General features: G+C 66.0%; 14 protein-coding genes. 6 read left to right on the top strand and 8 right to left on the bottom strand.

What is annotated here, in order from left to right; all coding sequences use genetic code 11:
* Positions 1–41: 41 nt before the first annotated feature.
* The gene (locus tag IB278_RS18970) at positions 42–2,027 is read left to right on the top strand and encodes a monovalent cation:proton antiporter family protein (RefSeq protein WP_192324822.1); all 1,986 of its coding nucleotides are present in this window, start codon (positions 42–44) and stop codon (positions 2,025–2,027) included.
* Positions 2,028–2,051: 24 nt separating this feature from the next.
* On the opposite strand, the gene IB278_RS34085 is transcribed toward IB278_RS18970, so the two are convergent.
* The 7 genes from IB278_RS34085 to rpmH form a co-directional block, all read right to left on the bottom strand.
* A complete protein-coding gene (locus tag IB278_RS34085; protein ID WP_145738941.1) occupies positions 2,052–3,011 on the bottom strand; it encodes a hypothetical protein in 960 nt (319 codons plus the stop codon).
* A gap of 94 nt (positions 3,012–3,105) precedes the next feature.
* On the bottom strand, positions 3,106–3,570 hold the full coding sequence (locus IB278_RS18960; protein ID WP_145738939.1) for a Crp/Fnr family transcriptional regulator: 465 nt from the start codon (positions 3,568–3,570) through the stop codon (positions 3,106–3,108).
* Positions 3,571–3,660: 90 nt separating this feature from the next.
* Positions 3,661–5,076: a tRNA uridine-5-carboxymethylaminomethyl(34) synthesis GTPase MnmE gene (gene mnmE / locus IB278_RS18955; RefSeq protein ID WP_145738937.1), complete on the bottom strand. Its 1,416-nt coding sequence runs from the start codon at positions 5,074–5,076 to the stop codon at positions 3,661–3,663.
* Between the two features lie 69 nt (positions 5,077–5,145).
* A complete protein-coding gene (yidC, locus tag IB278_RS18950) occupies positions 5,146–6,843 on the bottom strand; it encodes a membrane protein insertase YidC (protein ID WP_145738935.1) in 1,698 nt (565 codons plus the stop codon).
* Positions 6,840–7,127: a membrane protein insertion efficiency factor YidD gene (gene yidD / locus IB278_RS18945; protein WP_015868039.1), complete on the bottom strand. Its 288-nt coding sequence runs from the start codon at positions 7,125–7,127 to the stop codon at positions 6,840–6,842. Before yidD ends, yidC begins: the two co-directional genes overlap by 4 nt.
* On the bottom strand, positions 7,124–7,543 hold the full coding sequence (locus IB278_RS18940; protein ID WP_145738933.1) for a ribonuclease P protein component: 420 nt from the start codon (positions 7,541–7,543) through the stop codon (positions 7,124–7,126). The genes yidD and IB278_RS18940 overlap by 4 nt, the downstream gene beginning before the upstream one ends.
* 101 nt (positions 7,544–7,644) lie before the next feature.
* Positions 7,645–7,779, bottom strand: a complete 135-nt coding sequence (gene rpmH, locus IB278_RS18935; RefSeq protein ID WP_007834827.1) for a 50S ribosomal protein L34 — start codon at positions 7,777–7,779, stop codon at positions 7,645–7,647.
* A gap of 287 nt (positions 7,780–8,066) precedes the next feature.
* Here rpmH and dnaA point away from each other — a divergent pair, with 287 nt between their 5' ends.
* The 4 genes from dnaA to IB278_RS18915 all read left to right on the top strand — a co-directional run bounded on the left by dnaA (position 8,067) and on the right by IB278_RS18915 (position 14,665).
* Positions 8,067–9,446, top strand: coding sequence for a chromosomal replication initiator protein DnaA (gene dnaA, locus IB278_RS18930; protein WP_012745166.1), 1,380 nt, complete (start codon positions 8,067–8,069; stop codon positions 9,444–9,446).
* Between the two features lie 89 nt (positions 9,447–9,535).
* Positions 9,536–10,642 carry a DNA polymerase III subunit beta gene (gene dnaN, locus IB278_RS18925; protein WP_012745167.1) on the top strand — a complete coding sequence of 369 codons (1,107 nt, stop codon included), beginning with the start codon at positions 9,536–9,538 and terminating at the stop codon, positions 10,640–10,642.
* 134 nt (positions 10,643–10,776) lie between these two features.
* Positions 10,777–13,401, top strand: coding sequence for a DNA topoisomerase (ATP-hydrolyzing) subunit B (gene gyrB, locus IB278_RS18920; RefSeq protein WP_145738931.1), 2,625 nt, complete (start codon positions 10,777–10,779; stop codon positions 13,399–13,401).
* A gap of 277 nt (positions 13,402–13,678) precedes the next feature.
* Positions 13,679–14,665, top strand: a complete 987-nt coding sequence (locus IB278_RS18915; protein WP_192324820.1) for a JmjC domain-containing protein — start codon at positions 13,679–13,681, stop codon at positions 14,663–14,665.
* 57 nt (positions 14,666–14,722) lie between these two features.
* On the opposite strand, the gene IB278_RS18910 is transcribed toward IB278_RS18915, so the two are convergent.
* The gene (locus tag IB278_RS18910) at positions 14,723–14,971 is read right to left on the bottom strand and encodes a hypothetical protein (RefSeq protein WP_309933522.1); all 249 of its coding nucleotides are present in this window, start codon (positions 14,969–14,971) and stop codon (positions 14,723–14,725) included.
* Positions 14,972–15,298: 327 nt separating this feature from the next.
* Between IB278_RS18910 and IB278_RS18905 the strand changes: the two genes are divergently transcribed.
* The gene (locus IB278_RS18905) at positions 15,299–15,811 is read left to right on the top strand and encodes a hypothetical protein (RefSeq protein ID WP_145738925.1); all 513 of its coding nucleotides are present in this window, start codon (positions 15,299–15,301) and stop codon (positions 15,809–15,811) included.
* The last annotated feature ends 114 nt before the right edge of the window (positions 15,812–15,925 follow it).

The following is a 15,925-nucleotide window of genomic DNA, read 5'->3' as shown; positions in this document are numbered from 1 at the left end:
GCCGCACGTTCGGGGCATGGACATTGCTCTAGCATCCGGCCATGTCCTCGTTCGATCTCACGCTGATGTATTTGCTGGCCGCAGTGCTCGGCGTGGTGGTCTGCCGTTCGCTGAAACTGCCGCCGATGCTGGGCTATCTGTCGGCCGGCGTGCTGATCGGGCCGCATGCGCTGGCATTGGCGCAGAACTCCGAAGCCATCCGCCACCTCGGCGAGTTCGGCGTGGTGTTCCTGATGTTCGTGATCGGGCTGGAATTCAGCCTGCCCAAGCTGCGCGCCATGCGCAAGCACGTGTTCGGCCTGGGCCTGCTGCAGGTGCTGCTGACCATGGCCATTGCCACCGCCGGGGCGCTGCTCATCGCCTCGCAGCTCCCGCCGGCCTGGCGGCTCGGATGGCAGACGGCGCTGGCGCTGTCGGGCGCACTCACGATGAGCAGCACCGCGATCGTCGTGAAGCTGATGGCCGAGCGTCTCGAACTCGAAAGCGAGCACGGCAAGCGCGTGATGGGCGTGCTGCTGTTCCAGGACCTGGCGGTGGTGCCGCTGCTGGTGCTGATTCCCGCGCTCGGCGCACCGCCCGAGGCCCTGGCCAAGGCCATCGGCCTGGCGCTGGTGAAAGCCACCCTGCTGATCGGCGTGCTGCTCTACGGCGGTCCGCGCATCATGCGCTGGTGGCTCACGCTCGTTGCGCGCCGGCGCAGCGAGGAGCTCTTCATCCTGAACGTGCTGCTGGTCACGCTCGGCCTGGCCTGGCTCACCGACCTGGCCGGCCTGAGCCTGGCGCTGGGCGCCTTCATCGCCGGCATGCTGGTGTCGGAAACCGAATACAAGCACCAGGTCGAAACCGACATCCGGCCGTTCCACGACGTGCTGCTGGGCCTTTTCTTCATCACGGTGGGCATGTCGCTCGACTGGCACATCGTGGTGGAGCGCTGGGCGCTGGTGGCCGTGCTGCTGGTGCTGCCGCTGGCGTTCAAGCTGGCCCTGGTGACGGTGCTGGCGCGGGTGCTGGGCGCCACCTCCGGCGTGTCGCTGCGCACCGGCCTCTACCTGGCGCAAGCCGGCGAATTCGGCTTCGTGCTGCTGGCGCTGGCGCAGGAGCGCAGCCTGCTGCCGCCGTGGCTGGCCAACCCGGTGCTGGCCTCGATGGTGCTGTCGATGCTCGCCACGCCCTTCATCGTGATGTACACCAACGCCATCGTGCGCAAGCTGGTGGCGAGCGACTGGCTGCAGCAATCGCTGCAGATGACCAGCATCGCGCGCAAGACCATCAATACCGCCAAGCACGTCATCATCTGCGGCTACGGGCGCTGCGGCCAGAACCTGGCGCGCATCCTGGAGCATGAAGGCATTCCCTACATGGCGCTGGACCTCGACCCCGATCGCGTGCGCCAGGCCGCCGCGGCGGGCGATTCGGTGGTGTTCGGCGACGCGGCGCGGCTGCAGGCGCTGATGGCGGCCGGCCTGGCCCGCGCCAGTGCGGTGGTCGTGACCTATCTCGATGTGCCGGGCGCCATGAAGGTGCTGGCCAACATCCGCTCCCACGCGCCGCAGGTGCCGGTGATCGTGCGCACGCAGGACGACCTCGACCTCGAGAAGCTGCAGGCGGCCGGTGCGACCGAGGTGGTGCCCGAGGCCATCGAGGGCTCGCTGATGCTCGCGAGCCATGCGCTGGCGCTGGTCGGCGTGCCGATGCGGCGCGTGATCCGCGTGGTGCAGGACCAGCGCGACGCGCGCTACAACCTGCTGCGCGGCTACTTCCACGGCGCGGACGACGACAACGCCGACGAGCTCGACCACGAGCGGCTCAACACCTTCACGCTCACCCCCGGCGCCCGCGCCGTCGGCCAGACGCTGGCGCGGATGGCGCTCGAAACCCTGGGCGTGCGCGTCGCCAGCCTGCGCCGCCACGACGGCCAGAACCAGGTGTTCACCGGCGACACGGTGCTGACCGACGGCGACACGCTCGTGCTGTGCGGCAAGCCCGCCGCCCTGGCCGTGGCCATCGAGCGGCTGCAAAAAGGCTGAGCCGGTGCGCCGGAGCGCGTACGCTCAGTTCACCAGGGTGGGATTGCGCTTTTCTTCCTCGAGGCGCTGCTGCCGGCGTACGGCTTCGCACTGCGCATGCGGCTTGTGTTCGGGCTTGAGGCACTGCGCAGCCATGCATTGGGCCTTCGCGATGAAGTTCCGGTCGCCGCAGAGGGCCAACGGATCGGCAGGCGCCGCCGCTGCCGGGGACGAAGGTGCCGCAGCGACGGGAGCCGGTGCGGGTTCGGTCGCGCCAGACTGCGAAGGTGCCGCCGGAGCGGGCTTGCGCGGCTTGGCCGCGGCGGCCGGCGGCTTGGGATTGGCAGCGGCCGGCGCGTCCATCGCCGAAGCCGATGCCGCCGCGCCCGCGGCGGGCATCTCGGCGGCAGGTGCCTCAGGCGCGGCTGCGGCCGGCTCGGGCAGCAAGGCGGGCGCAGGGGCCGGCATGGGAGCCACCGCGGCCGGAGGAGTCTCTTCGGACGGCTTGCCGGTTCCGTAGCCGTACCAGCCGGCGGTGATCATGAGCAAGCCCACCGCCAGCAGCGCCCCCCACAGCCACATGCCTCGGGAGCGCGAAGGCTTCTTCTGCGCCTCGGCGCCGGCGGACCGCCGCGTCCTGCTCCCGGAAGAAGAAGAAGAAGAAGAGGACTTCTTCCTCGCACGCCCCTCCCGCGGCCGCGAAGGCAGCCGCTCGGAAGACCCCGGCGCAATGATGACGGTCTTGTCCTCGTTCGGCAGGCTCGCGCTCGCGGAAGAAGCAGCGGAAGCCGCGTAGGCGCCGGTTTCGAACAGCCCGCCCGGAATGGTGGGCGCGCGCAGTTGCGCGGGTGCCGTGGCGGCCCACTCGCGCTCCGATCTGCTGCCGGGGGCCGGAAGCGGCGCCATCGGCGCGGGTGCCGCAGGCGCCAGCTTGCCGCCGCAGCCGCGGCAGAAATTGGCGCCCGCGCGGTTCTCCGCGCTGCACACCGGACAGATCAAGGCCATGACGACGGACTTCTAGGAGAAAACGATTTCAGAAAAAACTGGCGGCGAAGAGCCGTCGAGGCCGAATTCGAGGCGCGAAGCGGCAGGCCGGCGCTCAGGTCACTGCAACGCGCTTGGACCGGTGAGCCATGCGTTTGGCGATCACCGCGCCGAGCCCCATCGCGATCTCCAGGGCCAGGTTGGGCTGCCGGTTCGACATTTCCGCGAAGCGGATTGCCGTGAGGCGCCACACGCGGCCCGCGCCGGTGACCACCACGTTGGCGGAGTGCGGCTGGCGCGAGAAGAAGGAGCCCTCGCCCACCACCGATCCGGGCATGAGCACGGCCAGTTTCATCTGTTCCTTGCTGCTCACGCGGTGCACGCTGATGGCGCCGCTCTCCAGGAAGTACACCGACCGGTCGTGCGTGCCCTGTTCGATGAGAACGTCGCCCACACCCGTCTCGATGGGCTGCAGGTAGCCCGCCAGCGTTTCCCACTGCTGTACGTTGAGCGTCAACGCGAAGGCGTCGGTGCTGCTGTTGTTGTCCGCGATTGCGCGGCTCAGGTTCTGGATGGACATGCTTTTCTCAACCCCCGCATCTGTGCCGGAGTATCCGCGAAGGGCGCGGTTTTCGACTACAACTCTTTACGTTTTTCGGACGGGCTGTCTCTATTTGCCGATACAGAAGCGAGAAAAGATGACCCCGAGCAGGTCGTCGGCGCCGAACTCGCCGGTGATTTCATTCAGTGCGTTCTGCGCGAGGCGCAACTCCTCGGCCAGCAGGTCGAGCAGTTGCGCCTGCGCCGCCAGATGGTCCGCGGCCAGCGCCAGGTGGATCTCGACCTGGCCCAGCGCCTGCACATGGCGCGCCCGCGCCAGGTAGACGCCCTCGGGCACCGCCTGCCAGCCGGCCATGGCCAGCAGCTGTTCTCGCAGCGCCTCGATGCCGACGCCGGTCTTGGCGGACAGGGCGATGCCTTGGGCCGCGCCCGCCGCATCCGGCACTGGCGCGGCATCCTGCTTGTTCCAGACATCGAGCACCGGCACGCTCGCGGGCAGCTTCTGTTGCAGCCCGCGCAGGATCTCGGCGTCGGCGGCTGCGTAGTCGGGCTGGCCGGCACGCGTCAGGTCGTGCAGGAACAGCACGGCATCGGCGCCCTCGATCTGGCCCCAGGCGCGGGCCACGCCGATCTGTTCGACCTCGTCGCTGCTTTCGCGCAGGCCGGCCGTGTCCACCACATGCAGCGGCACCCCGTGGATCTGGATGGTCTCGGACACCACGTCGCGCGTCGTGCCCGCCACCGCGCTCACGATGGCCAGCTCGGCGCCCGCCAGGGCGTTGAGCAGCGAGCTCTTGCCCGCATTGGGCTGGCCCGCAATGACCACCTTGATGCCTTCGCGCAGCAGCGCGCCTTGTCTTGCGCGCTGCTGCACGGCCGCGAGCTGCGCCTGCAGCTTCGCCAGCTGCCCGGCCGCATCGGCCTTTTGGAGAAAGTCGATTTCCTCTTCCGGAAAGTCGAGCGTCGCTTCCACCAGCATGCGCAGGTGGATCAGCGCATCGCGCAGCGCGTGGATCTCGCGCGAAAAGGCGCCCGACAGCGAACGCCCCGCGCTGCGCGCGGCCGCCTCGGTGCTGGCGTCGATCAGGTCGGCAATGGCTTCGGCCTGAGCGAGGTCGATCTTGCCGTTGAGAAAGGCGCGCTGGCTGAACTCGCCCGGCTCGGCCACGCGCAGGCCGGGCAGGCGCGGCCGCCCGGTGGCCGGATCGGCCTCGGCAGCGGCCTCCAGGCAGCGCGCCAGCAGCAGCTGCAGCACGACCGTTCCGCCATGGGCCTGCAGTTCGAGCACGTCTTCGCCCGTGAACGAATGGGGCGAGGGAAAGTGGATGGCCAGGCCGTGGTCGACCGGTTCGCCGGCCGCATCGCGGAAGGGAAGGTAGGTGGCTTCGCGCGGCTTCAGCGGCCGGCCGCAGAGCGCGTCGACCAGCGGCGCGAGCCGGGCGCCCGACACCCGCACGATGCCCACCGCTCCGCGCCCCGAGGCGGTGGCGATGGCGACGATGGGATCGGTGGTGCGGGCGAGCATGGTGCGGATTCTTTCAGCAAAAAGGGCCGCTGACGCGGCCCTTCGGGGATGGCTCGGAACGCGGGCCGGCTACTTGGTGCCCAGCACGCCCAACCGTTTGTTGATGAACCACTGCTGCGCGATCGACAGCACGTTGTTGGTGATCCAGTACAGCACCAGGCCGGCCGGGAAGAAGATGAACATCACGCTGAACGCGAGCGGCATGATCCACATCAGCTTGGCCTGCATCGGATCGGGCGGCGTCGGGTTGAGCCAGGTCTGGAACAGCGAGGTGAGCGTCATCACGATCGGCAGGATATACCAGGGGTCCGGTGCCGACAGGTCGGTGATCCAGCCGATCCACGGCGCGTGGCGCATTTCGACCGACGACAGCAGCACCCAGTACAGCGCGATGAACACCGGGATCTGGATCACGATCGGGAAGCAGCCGCCCATCGGATTGACCTTCTCGGTCTTGTAGATCCGCATCATTTCCTGCTGCATTTCCTGCGGCTTGTCCTTCAGCCGCTCACGCATTTCCATGATCTTGGGGTTGATGGCCTTCATCTTGGCCATGCTCGCGTAGGCCTTGGCATTGAGCCAGTAGAAGGCCGCCTTCAGCAGCACCACCAACGCCACGATGGCCCAGCCCCAGTTGCCCAGGATGCCGTGCAGCTGCGTGAGCAGCCAGTACAGCGGCTTGGAGATGATCGCGAAGATGCCGTAGTCCTTGACCAGGTCCAGGCCGGGGGCGATGGCTTCGAGCTTCTTTTCTTCCTCGGGACCGGCGAACAGCGCGCTGTTCACGACCTGCGTGGCACCCGGAGCGATCTTCGGCAGCGTCGCCACCATGGCGACAGTGAAGAGGTTGTCGCCCAGGTCCTTCACGCGGAATTCGCGGCGCAGCTGTTCGCTGGCCGGGTCGCCCTTGAGCAGCCAGGCCGACGCGAAGTAATGCTGCACCATGGCGATCCAGCCGTCGTTGGCAGGCGGCGGCGGCTCGATCTTGCCCTTGGCAATGTCCTTGAAGTCGAGCTTGTGGAACTTCTTCTCGTTGGTGTAGGCGGCCGGGCCGGTGAAGGTGTTGGTGCCGAACATGGTGCCGGCGGCCACGGTGCCGTGGCGCAGCAGCTGCATGTAGAGCTGCGCATCGCGCGGCTGGTCGCTCACGTTGACGACTTCGTGGCGCACGCCGATGGCGTAGTCGCCGCGCTTGAAGACGTAGGTCTTGACGTATTTCAGGCCGCCGACCGGCGCGCTTTCGAAGCTCACCTCCAGCGTGTTCTGGCCTTCGGCCATTTCGCGCGGACCCGCCTTGGGCGCCATCGGCGTCAGGTGGTTGGGGAAGCGCTCGCCCGAATCGACGGGGTTCAGCAGGCCGGTCTGCGCCACGTAGCGGGTGGCCGGCGAGGTGTTCTCGAACAGCACCACGTGCTTGGTGCGGTCGGCCTCGTCGTACTTGAGCAGTTCGAGGTAGTTGACCGTGGCGCCTTCGCTGTCGATCACGGCCTTGAACAGGTCGGTGGTCACGTTGACCTGCTCGCGCGGCGCGGCCGCGGCGGCCTGCGTGGGCACGGCGCCCGCGCTGCCGCTGGCGGCGGACGCGCTGGGCACGCCATTGCTGGCAGCGGGTGCGGCGGCGCCCGCCGGGGCGGAGGCCACGGCGGCCGGCTTGCTCGAGGGCAGGAAGGTCGGCTTGTTGCCGTTGAAGACCTGCCATTGGTCCCACAGCAGCACCAGCGAGAAACCAAAAATCACCCACAGGATCGTGCGGCGGATATCGTTCATGACGAAGACTTCTTGTCGGAGGAGAGGAGAGACGAAAACAGTGAGCCTGACTTGTCAGTACGACACTGTGATGCCGGTGGAACCGGATCGTGCCCGCCCTGGCACCAGGGCTGGCAGCGCGCGATGCGGTGCAGCGTGAGATAGCTGCCCTTGAGCGCACCGTGCACTTCCAGCGCCTCGATCGAATACACGGAGCAAGTCGGCGTGAAGCGGCACGACTGGCCAAGCCAGGGGCTCAGCAGCAGGCGATAGCCCTTCACGAGGCCGATCAGCAGGCGTTTCATGAGGAGGAGGGAGAAGAGGGCGAGGCCGGAGGCACCGGCGCACGCGCTGCGCGCGCCAGCAACTGCTGGAGTTCAGCCCGAACGGCACCCTTGAGCTTGTCCGAAGAGGCGCTCACGAATTCCTTGCGGTCGAAACCCGCGCGCAGACGCACCACGTGCGCAGCACGCGGCAGGCCGGCGTCGGGCGCGGCGCTCACGGTGTAGATCTGGCGCTTGATGGCGTTGCGCGTGACCGCGCGGCGCGCCCAGCGCTTGGGCACCATGGCGCCCAGCCAGACATCGTCGGACGCGAACAGCGGCTGTGCGCTCGACGAAAGATCGAGCGCACAGCGATGCAATGCGAAATGAGCAGTGCGCGCCACGGTGGCACCTGCGAGGACGGCCTGGAATTGCGCGCGGGTCTTGAGCCGCTGCATGGAAACCGAGCCGAGTCCGCCGTTACGGGTCGGGCCGGAAGCGCTGGCTGCAGGAGCTGGCGCTGGCGGTTCGGCTGCTGGCAACGGCAGGCGGGCTGCCGTCAGACGGCCAGGCGCTTGCGGCCCTTGGCGCGGCGTGCGTTGATGACGGCACGGCCGCCGCGGGTCTTCATGCGGACCAGAAAGCCGTGGGTACGGGCGCGGCGGACTTTGGATGCTTGGTATGTGCGTTTCATGATGGTTCCTGATTCCCTGTTTCCGCAGGCGAAAAAGCCGCGGGCGCCGGAGAGCGTGTTTCGGATTGGCCCCCGAAAGACGCAATGAGGTTTTCAGGGAAACCCGCAATTATCGCAAACATTCGGCCCCTCAACAATCTTCGACTGGATTTGCGGGCCTTTCGCCGCCGCCGGCAGCGTGTGGATAAGGTTTTGACAAGTTAGAATGCCGAGCGCCTTCAGCAGAGAATATCCACAATACATATACCAAAAAATGCCCGAGGGTCTCACCATTTTTTCAAGCGCCCATGTCCACTGACGGCATCGGCGAAAGCCTCTGGCAAGCCTGCGTCGACCAGCTCGCGCAAGAGCTGTCCGAGCAGCAGTTCAACACCTGGATCAAGCCCCTGACAGCGCAGGTCGCGGACGACCTTTCGCGCATGACGGTGTTCGTTGCCAACCGCTTCAAGCTCGACTGGATCCGGGCCCAGTACGCCGGCAAGATCGCCGCCATGGCCGAGAAGATGTACGGCCAGCCGGTAGCTGTTGAGTTAGCGCTTGCTCCGCGAGAAGCGCCCGTGCGTTCTGCCCCGGTTGCCGTGCTGGCCGAAACCGACGTGCCGCGCGACGTGGCCGGCCCGGGCGAGGAGCCCGCCAACGCCGGCTTCAAGAACCGGCTGAATTCGGGCCTCACTTTCGACACCCTGGTGGAGGGCACGGCCAACCGCATGGCGCGCGCCGCCGCCATGCACGTGGCCGGCATGCCGGGCCACCTGTACAACCCGCTGTTCATCTACGGCGGCGTCGGCCTGGGCAAGACCCACCTGATGCACGCGGTGGGCAACCGGCTGCTGGCCGACCGCCCGGATTCCAAAGTTCTCTACATCCATGCCGAGCAGTTCGTCTCGGATGTGGTCAAAGCCTATCAGCGCAAGACTTTCGACGAGTTCAAGGAGCGCTACCACTCGCTCGACCTGCTGCTGATCGACGATGTGCAATTCTTTGCCAACAAGGACCGCACGCAGGAAGAATTCTTCAATGCGTTCGAGGCCCTCCTGGCCAAGAAGTCGCACATCGTGATGACCAGCGACACCTATCCCAAGGGCCTGGCCGACATCCACGAGCGGCTGGTCTCGCGCTTCGATTCGGGCCTGACGGTGGCGATCGAGCCGCCCGAGCTCGAAATGCGCGTGGCCATCCTGATCAACAAGGCGCGCGCCGAATCGGCCGAAATGCCGGAGGAAGTGGCCTTCTTCGTGGCCAAGAACGTGCGCTCCAACGTGCGCGAGCTCGAAGGCGCGCTGCGCAAGATCCTGGCGTATTCGCGCTTCAACCAGAAGGAGATCTCGATCGCCCTGGCGCGCGAGGCGCTGCGCGACCTGCTGTCGATCCAGAATCGGCAGATCTCGGTCGAAAATATCCAGAAGACGGTGGCCGACTACTACAAGATCAAGGTCGCCGACATGTACAGCAAGAAGCGCCCGGCCAGCATTGCGCGGCCGCGGCAGATCGCGATGTACCTGGCCAAGGAGCTCACGCAGAAGAGCCTGCCCGAAATCGGCGAGCTGTTCGGCGGGCGCGATCACACCACGGTGCTGCACGCGGTGCGCAAGATCTCGGGCGAGCGCCAGCAGCTCACCGAACTCAACCAGCAGCTGCACGTGCTCGAGCAGACGCTCAAGGGCTGATCCCGGATGTCATCAGGCATGCCCCTCGCAACAGCGGAGAATGGCGTCTCAATGGCGGATTCAAAGAGATAAGAGAAGAGGAAGAAGACATGATCGTTTTGAAGGCTACCCAAGACAAGGTCCTCGCCGCGCTGCAGTCGGTGGCTGGCATCGTGGAGCGGCGCCACACGCTGCCGATCCTGGCCAACGTGCTGATCCGCAAGACCGGCGGCCAGCTGCAGCTGACCACCAGCGACCTCGAGATCCAGATCCGCACCACGGCCGAGCTCGGCGGCGATGAAGGCAACTTCACCACCACCATCGGCGCGCGCAAGCTGATCGACATCCTGCGCACCATGCCGGCCGACCAGACCGTGAGTCTCGAATCGAGCGCGAGCAAGCTGGTGCTCAAGGGCGGCAAGAGCCGCTTCACGCTGCAGTCGCTGCCGGCCGAGGACTTTCCGCTGGTGCAGGAAGCCGCCAACTTCGGCCCGGTCTTCAGCGTGCCGCAAAAGACGCTGAAGGACCTGCTCTCGCAGGTTTCCTTTGCCATGGCCGTGCACGACATCCGCTACTACCTGAACGGCATCCTGTTCGTGGCCGAAGGCAAGCAGCTGAGCCTGGTGGCCACCGACGGCCACCGCCTGGCGTTCTCGTCGGCCACGCTCGACGTCGAAGTGCCGCGCCAGGAAGTCATTCTTCCGCGCAAGACCGTGCTCGAGATGCAGCGCCTGCTGTCGGACGCCGAAGGCGCCATCGAGATGCAGTTTGCGAACAACCAGGCCAAGTTCAGCTTCGGCGGCATGGAGTTCGTCACCAAGCTGGTCGAGGGCAAGTTCCCCGACTACAACCGCGTGATTCCCAAGAACCACAAGAACAGCGTCACGCTCGGCCGCGCGCCGCTTCTGGCCAGCCTGCAGCGCACCGCCATCCTGACGAGCGAGAAGTTCAAGGGCGTGCGCCTGAACATCGAGCCCGGCACGCTGCGCATTGCGTCGAACAACGCCGAGCAGGAAGAGGCGCAGGACGAACTCGACATCGACTACGGCGGCGACGCCATCGAGATCGGCTTCAACGTGACCTACCTGATCGACGCGCTGTCCAACATGGACCAGGACATGGTGAAGCTGGACCTGGCCGACTCCAACAGCTCGGCCCTCTTGACCATCCCCGAGAACGCATCCTTCAAGTACGTCGTGATGCCGATGCGAATCTAGAAGCCAGAAAACACAGCGCCTTGCGCAGACAGCCCGCGGCCCTCCGCGGGTTTGCGCTTTCAAGAGGCAGGAAAAACCGGCTCCGAGAGCCCGAGAAATCCCGTGAATGCCGTGAGAGATAGAGGAATATCCGAATGAGTGCAGAAGAGAACAAGCCCGAAGTACCCCACACCGAGCCGGTCTACACGCCCGAAATCGAGAGTGCGGTACCGATCGAGATCACGCCCGCCGACACCAGCTACGGCGAAGGCTCGATCACGATCCTCGAAGGGCTCGAGGCGGTGCGCAAGCGCCCCGGCATGTACATCGGCGACACCTCCGACGGCACGGGCCTGCACCACCTGGTGTTCGAGGTGGTCGACAACTCCATCGACGAGGCGCTGGCCGGGCATTGCGACGACATCGTCGTCACCATCCACAGCGACAACTCGATCTCCGTCACCGACAACGGCCGCGGCATTCCCACCGGCGTGAAGATGGACGACAAGCATGAGCCCAAGCGCTCGGCCGCCGAAATCGCGCTCACCGAACTGCACGCGGGCGGCAAATTCAACCAGAACAGCTACAAGGTGTCGGGCGGCCTGCACGGCGTGGGCGTGAGTTGCGTGAACGCGCTGAGCGTGAAGCTGCGCCTCATCGTGCGCCGCGAGGGCAAGATCCACGAACTCGAATTCAGCCGCGGCTTCGTGCAGAACCGCCTGCTCGAAACCGTGAACGGCGTCGAGGTGTCGCCGATGAAGGTCATCGGTGACACCGACAAGCGCGGCACCGAGGTGCACTTCCTGCCAGACACCGAGATCTTCAAGGAAAACGCCGATTTCCATTACGAGATCCTGAGCAAGCGCCTGCGCGAGCTGAGCTTCCTGAACAACGGCGTGCGCATCCGGCTGCTCGACGAACGCACCGGCAAGGAAGACGACTTCTCGGGCACCGGTGGCGTACGCGGCTTCGTGGAGTTCATCAACAAGGGCAAGACCGTCCTGCATCCGAACTCGTTCTATGCCGCTGGCGAAAAGCCGGCCGACACCTACGGCGGCATCCCGGGCACGCACATCGGCGTCGAAGTGGCGATGCAGTGGAACAGCGGCTACAACGAGCAGGTGCTGTGCTTCACCAACAACATCCCGCAGCGTGACGGCGGCACCCACCTCACGGGCCTGCGCGCCGCGATGACCCGCGTCATCAACAAGTACATCGAAGAAAACGAGTTCGCCAAGAAGGCCAAGGTCGAAGTCACCGGCGACGACATGCGCGAAGGCCTGTGCTGCGTGCTGAGCGTGAAGGTGCCTGAGCCCAAGTTCTCGAGCCAGACCAAGGACAAGCTGGTGTCCAGCGAAGTGCGCGCGCCGGTGGAAGACATCGTCGGCCGCCTCTTGACCGACTACCTGCAGGAGCGCCCGAACGACGCCAAGATCATCTGCGGCAAGATCGTCGAGGCCGCCCGCGCCCGCGAGGCTGCGCGCAAGGCCCGCGAAATGACGCGCCGCAAGGGCGTGCTCGACGGCATGGGCCTGCCCGGCAAGCTGGCCGACTGCCAGGAGAAGGACCCCGCGCTGTGCGAGGTCTATCTGGTGGAGGGCGACTCCGCCGGCGGCTCCGCCAAGCAGGGCCGCGACCGGAAGTTCCAGGCCATCCTGCCGCTGCGCGGCAAGATCCTGAACGTGGAGAAGGCGCGCTACGAGAAGCTGCTCACCAGCAACGAAATCCTCACGATGATCACGGCCCTGGGCACCGGCATCGGCCGTGCCGGCGCCACCAGCGCGGGCGGCGGGGCGGACGACTTCAACGTCGCCAAGCTGCGCTACCACCGCATCATCATCATGACCGACGCCGACGTTGACGGCGCCCACATCCGCACGCTGCTGCTCACCTTCTTCTACCGGCAGATGCCGGAGCTGGTGGAGCGCGGCCACATCTACATCGCGCAGCCGCCGCTGTACAAGGTGAAGGTCGGCAAGGAAGAGCAGTACCTGAAGGACGGCCCCGCGCTGGACGCCTTCCTGCTCAAGGTGGCGCTGAAGGACGCGAGCATCGAGACCGGTGGCCCCAACTCGACCACCCTCTCCGGCGACACGCTGGCCGAGCTCGCGCGCAAGCACCAGCTGGCCGAAGCCGTGATCGCGCGGTTGCGCAACTTCATGGATGCCGAGGCCCTGCGCGCCATTGCCGACGGCGTGGCGCTCGACCTCGACACCACGCCCGCGGCCGAAGCCTCGGCCGTGGCGCTGCAGGCCAAGCTGCGCGAGCTCAACACCACCGGCGTGCCGGCCGAGGTGAGCAGCGAGTTCGACGCCCGCACCGACAAGCCGCTCTTGCGCATCAGCCGCCGCCACCACGGCAACATCAAGAGCAGCGTGCTGACGCAGGACTTCGTGCACGGCGCCGACTACGCCGCGCTCGCCGAAGCCGCCAACACCTTCCGCAATCTCCTGAGCAGCGAGGGCGCCATCGTCCGCCGCGGCGAAGGCGAGCGCGCCAAGGAAGAAAAGGTGGCCGACTTCCGCATCGCGATGAAGTGGCTCATCGGCCAAGCCGAGAACGCCACCTCGCGTCAGCGCTACAAGGGCCTGGGCGAAATGAACCCCGCGCAGCTGTGGGAAACCACCATGGACCCGACCGTGCGCCGTCTGCTGCGCGTGCAGATCGACGATGCCATCGAAGCCGACCGCGTGTTCACGATGCTGATGGGCGACGAGGTGGAGCCGCGGCGCGAATTCATCGAGCAGAACGCACTGCGGGCGGCGAATATCGACGTCTGATGGCTGAAAATTCCCGACCCGGTCGGTGAAACGAAAAAAGGAGCGGCCAGCATTGCTGGGCGCTTTTTTTTCGAGCCATAAGACCCACCAACCCGCCGCGCCGAGTCGTCTCGACAGCCCTTTGTCGCCCATTGGTACTTTCACCAATAAGCCCTGTTTTGTCAGGCAAAAGTCAGCAGAAACTCTCAGAGTTGAGTTCTAAAGTATTACTTCTGCTCGCGGACCTTGCCTTGGCCTTGTTTGAGGAAAGGCGCCCAAAAGCGATCTGGAGGGTGCGATGTGCGTCACCAGCATGAATTCCGTCGTGGCTTCGGAAACGACGTATCGGGTGTGGACGGACGATCCCGCCGGCTTCTCTACCCAGAGGATCACGCCGATGCACCACAGCTTCCACGAGCATCCGCTGTTTCAGGTGCCTGAACTCGTGAAGCTCGGGATGGAACTCTCGAAGCTGGACCAATGCAGGTTCATGAACCCGGACAGGACGGTCGCGTCCAGGCTCGCGCACGACAGCCGGCCGCCCGACGGGCGCAGCATTGCGGAATTCTTCAAGCGCGTGGAGGAGCCGGGCTCGTCGGTGGCCTTCTACAACATTGAAGTGATCCCGCGCTATCAGGCCCTGCTGATGTCGGTGGTGAATTCGATGCGCGCCCTCGTCGAACGCGAGCAACCGGACATCTTCAGGGTGAACGGATTCGTTTTCTTCTCCGCCCCGCCTTCCGTCACGCCCTTTCACATCGATCGCGAGAACAACTTCTGGCTGCAGTTGCATGGCCACAAGATCCTCAACGTCTGGGACCACCGCGATCGCAGCATCGTGCCGGCGGATGCGGTGGAGGATTTCATCGTCACGCAATCGCTCGGGAAAGTGCGCTTCGACGAAGCGTTCTTGCCGCGCGGGTTGGAATTCGATGCGCAGCCCGGGGATGCCGTCTATTTCCCGAGCACCTCGCCTCATATGACGAGATCCACGGTCGACCGGACTGCCGCCCCTGGCGATCGCCTGTCGATCTCCATCGGCGTGACTTTCTACACCGCGGCGACGCGCAAGGTGGCCCGCATTCACCAAGTGAACCGGCTGATGCGCAAGTGCGGAATGTCTCCCTCCTATCCGAGCGAGTCGCCCCATGCGGACGCCGCCAAATCCGCCGTCGGCGGCCTGGTGGGCGCCTGCCGCGCGCGGCTCGGCGCAGCGCGCGCCCAGTTCATCTGCATGACCTCCGCGCGGCGAGTCAAGCACACGCCGCCGCCGGGCTCCTATTGAAAGCCGGCCTGCCCGCTCGAAACGGGGCAGCGCCGCCTTGCCGGCCGGCCCGGCTCATCAGATCGACCGGTGCACGCGAACCGTGCTCCTGCCGCCCCGGCCACCCTGCACCATGCGTGCGACGCGTGCCAGGCCGCCGGTCCCGCTGGCCGCACGGCCGACCAGCGCACCGCCGGCGGCGCCCGCCAGCAGGCGTCGCGGTAGCGAATGGCTGCGCCCCGCGGTCAAGAGCAGCAGGAGGCCGGCACCAAGCACGGCAAGGTGCTCGCCGGGGAAGCCGCGCCGCTGCGCGTCCATTCTTCGCATGGCTTTGATCCTGGATCCGATGGTCATTTGAAGCTCCTTTTCTGTACGAACTTTCTTCATAGCGAGCGGTTCGGTGCACCTCTGTAGGCGCCGAGGACGTGCACCGCGTCGAATCGGGCCCACAGCGCGGCACTCTCAGGGTTTTCATAGAGAAGAACCCCCGAAAGGGCGCCGACGCCCGTCACACGTCTGTCATCAGCTATTAAAACAATAGCGTTCAGTACTTCCCCGAGGATCCTTCCTCGTAAACGCTATATCTAGCCCGACTCTTGCTAAGCAAAATCCTCGACGGATTTCACGTCACCCCATGATCGAGGACTCGAAGCAATGAACCTTATGCGTCTGCGGCAGCCGGTGGCTGCATTGGTACTGGGCGGCACAGCAGCATTCTTCGGGACGATGACATCGGCCCATGCGTTCTCGAACCCGCCCATCCAGATGGCGCAGGGCGTCGAATACATGTGCGGCGGCACGAACAAGGCCGAGGCGGCCTTCATGCAGATGGTCTCGCCGCGCTGGGCAGCCACCATCGAGTTCGGCATCAACGACAGCGCGCAGCGCGGCAATTTCCCGGTGCGCGCGGCGGTCCAGGTGCGCGAGAAGTACACGGGCCGCCCCGTGATGGAAGCGCAGTCGCACGGGCCGTACATGCTTGCGCGGCTGGATCCGGGCGCCTACGACGTGAACGTGACGCTCGGCGGCCTCACGATGACGCAGACGCTGACGGTGATTGCGGGCGTGCCGGCCCGGGCGGTGTTCATGTGGCCGTCGAACTTCGACATGGCCTCGGTGATGCCGCCGATGCCGCAGGCACTCGCGCAGACCTCGGCGGCGCGCTGAGCTTCCCCTCTGTCTTCTTTCCCGGCCCCGGCCGGGTCCGGCCCTTTCCGTTAAGCCTTGCCTAAGCCGTGCGCCGCACAGTGGCGCCGTGGCTTTCCCCGGCCACGCAGACTG

Source organism: Variovorax sp. VRV01 (assembly GCF_014852545.1).
Taxonomy (GTDB): Bacteria; Pseudomonadota; Gammaproteobacteria; order Burkholderiales; family Burkholderiaceae_C; genus Variovorax; species Variovorax beijingensis_A.
This window is presented reverse-complemented; position numbering and strand designations above follow the sequence as displayed.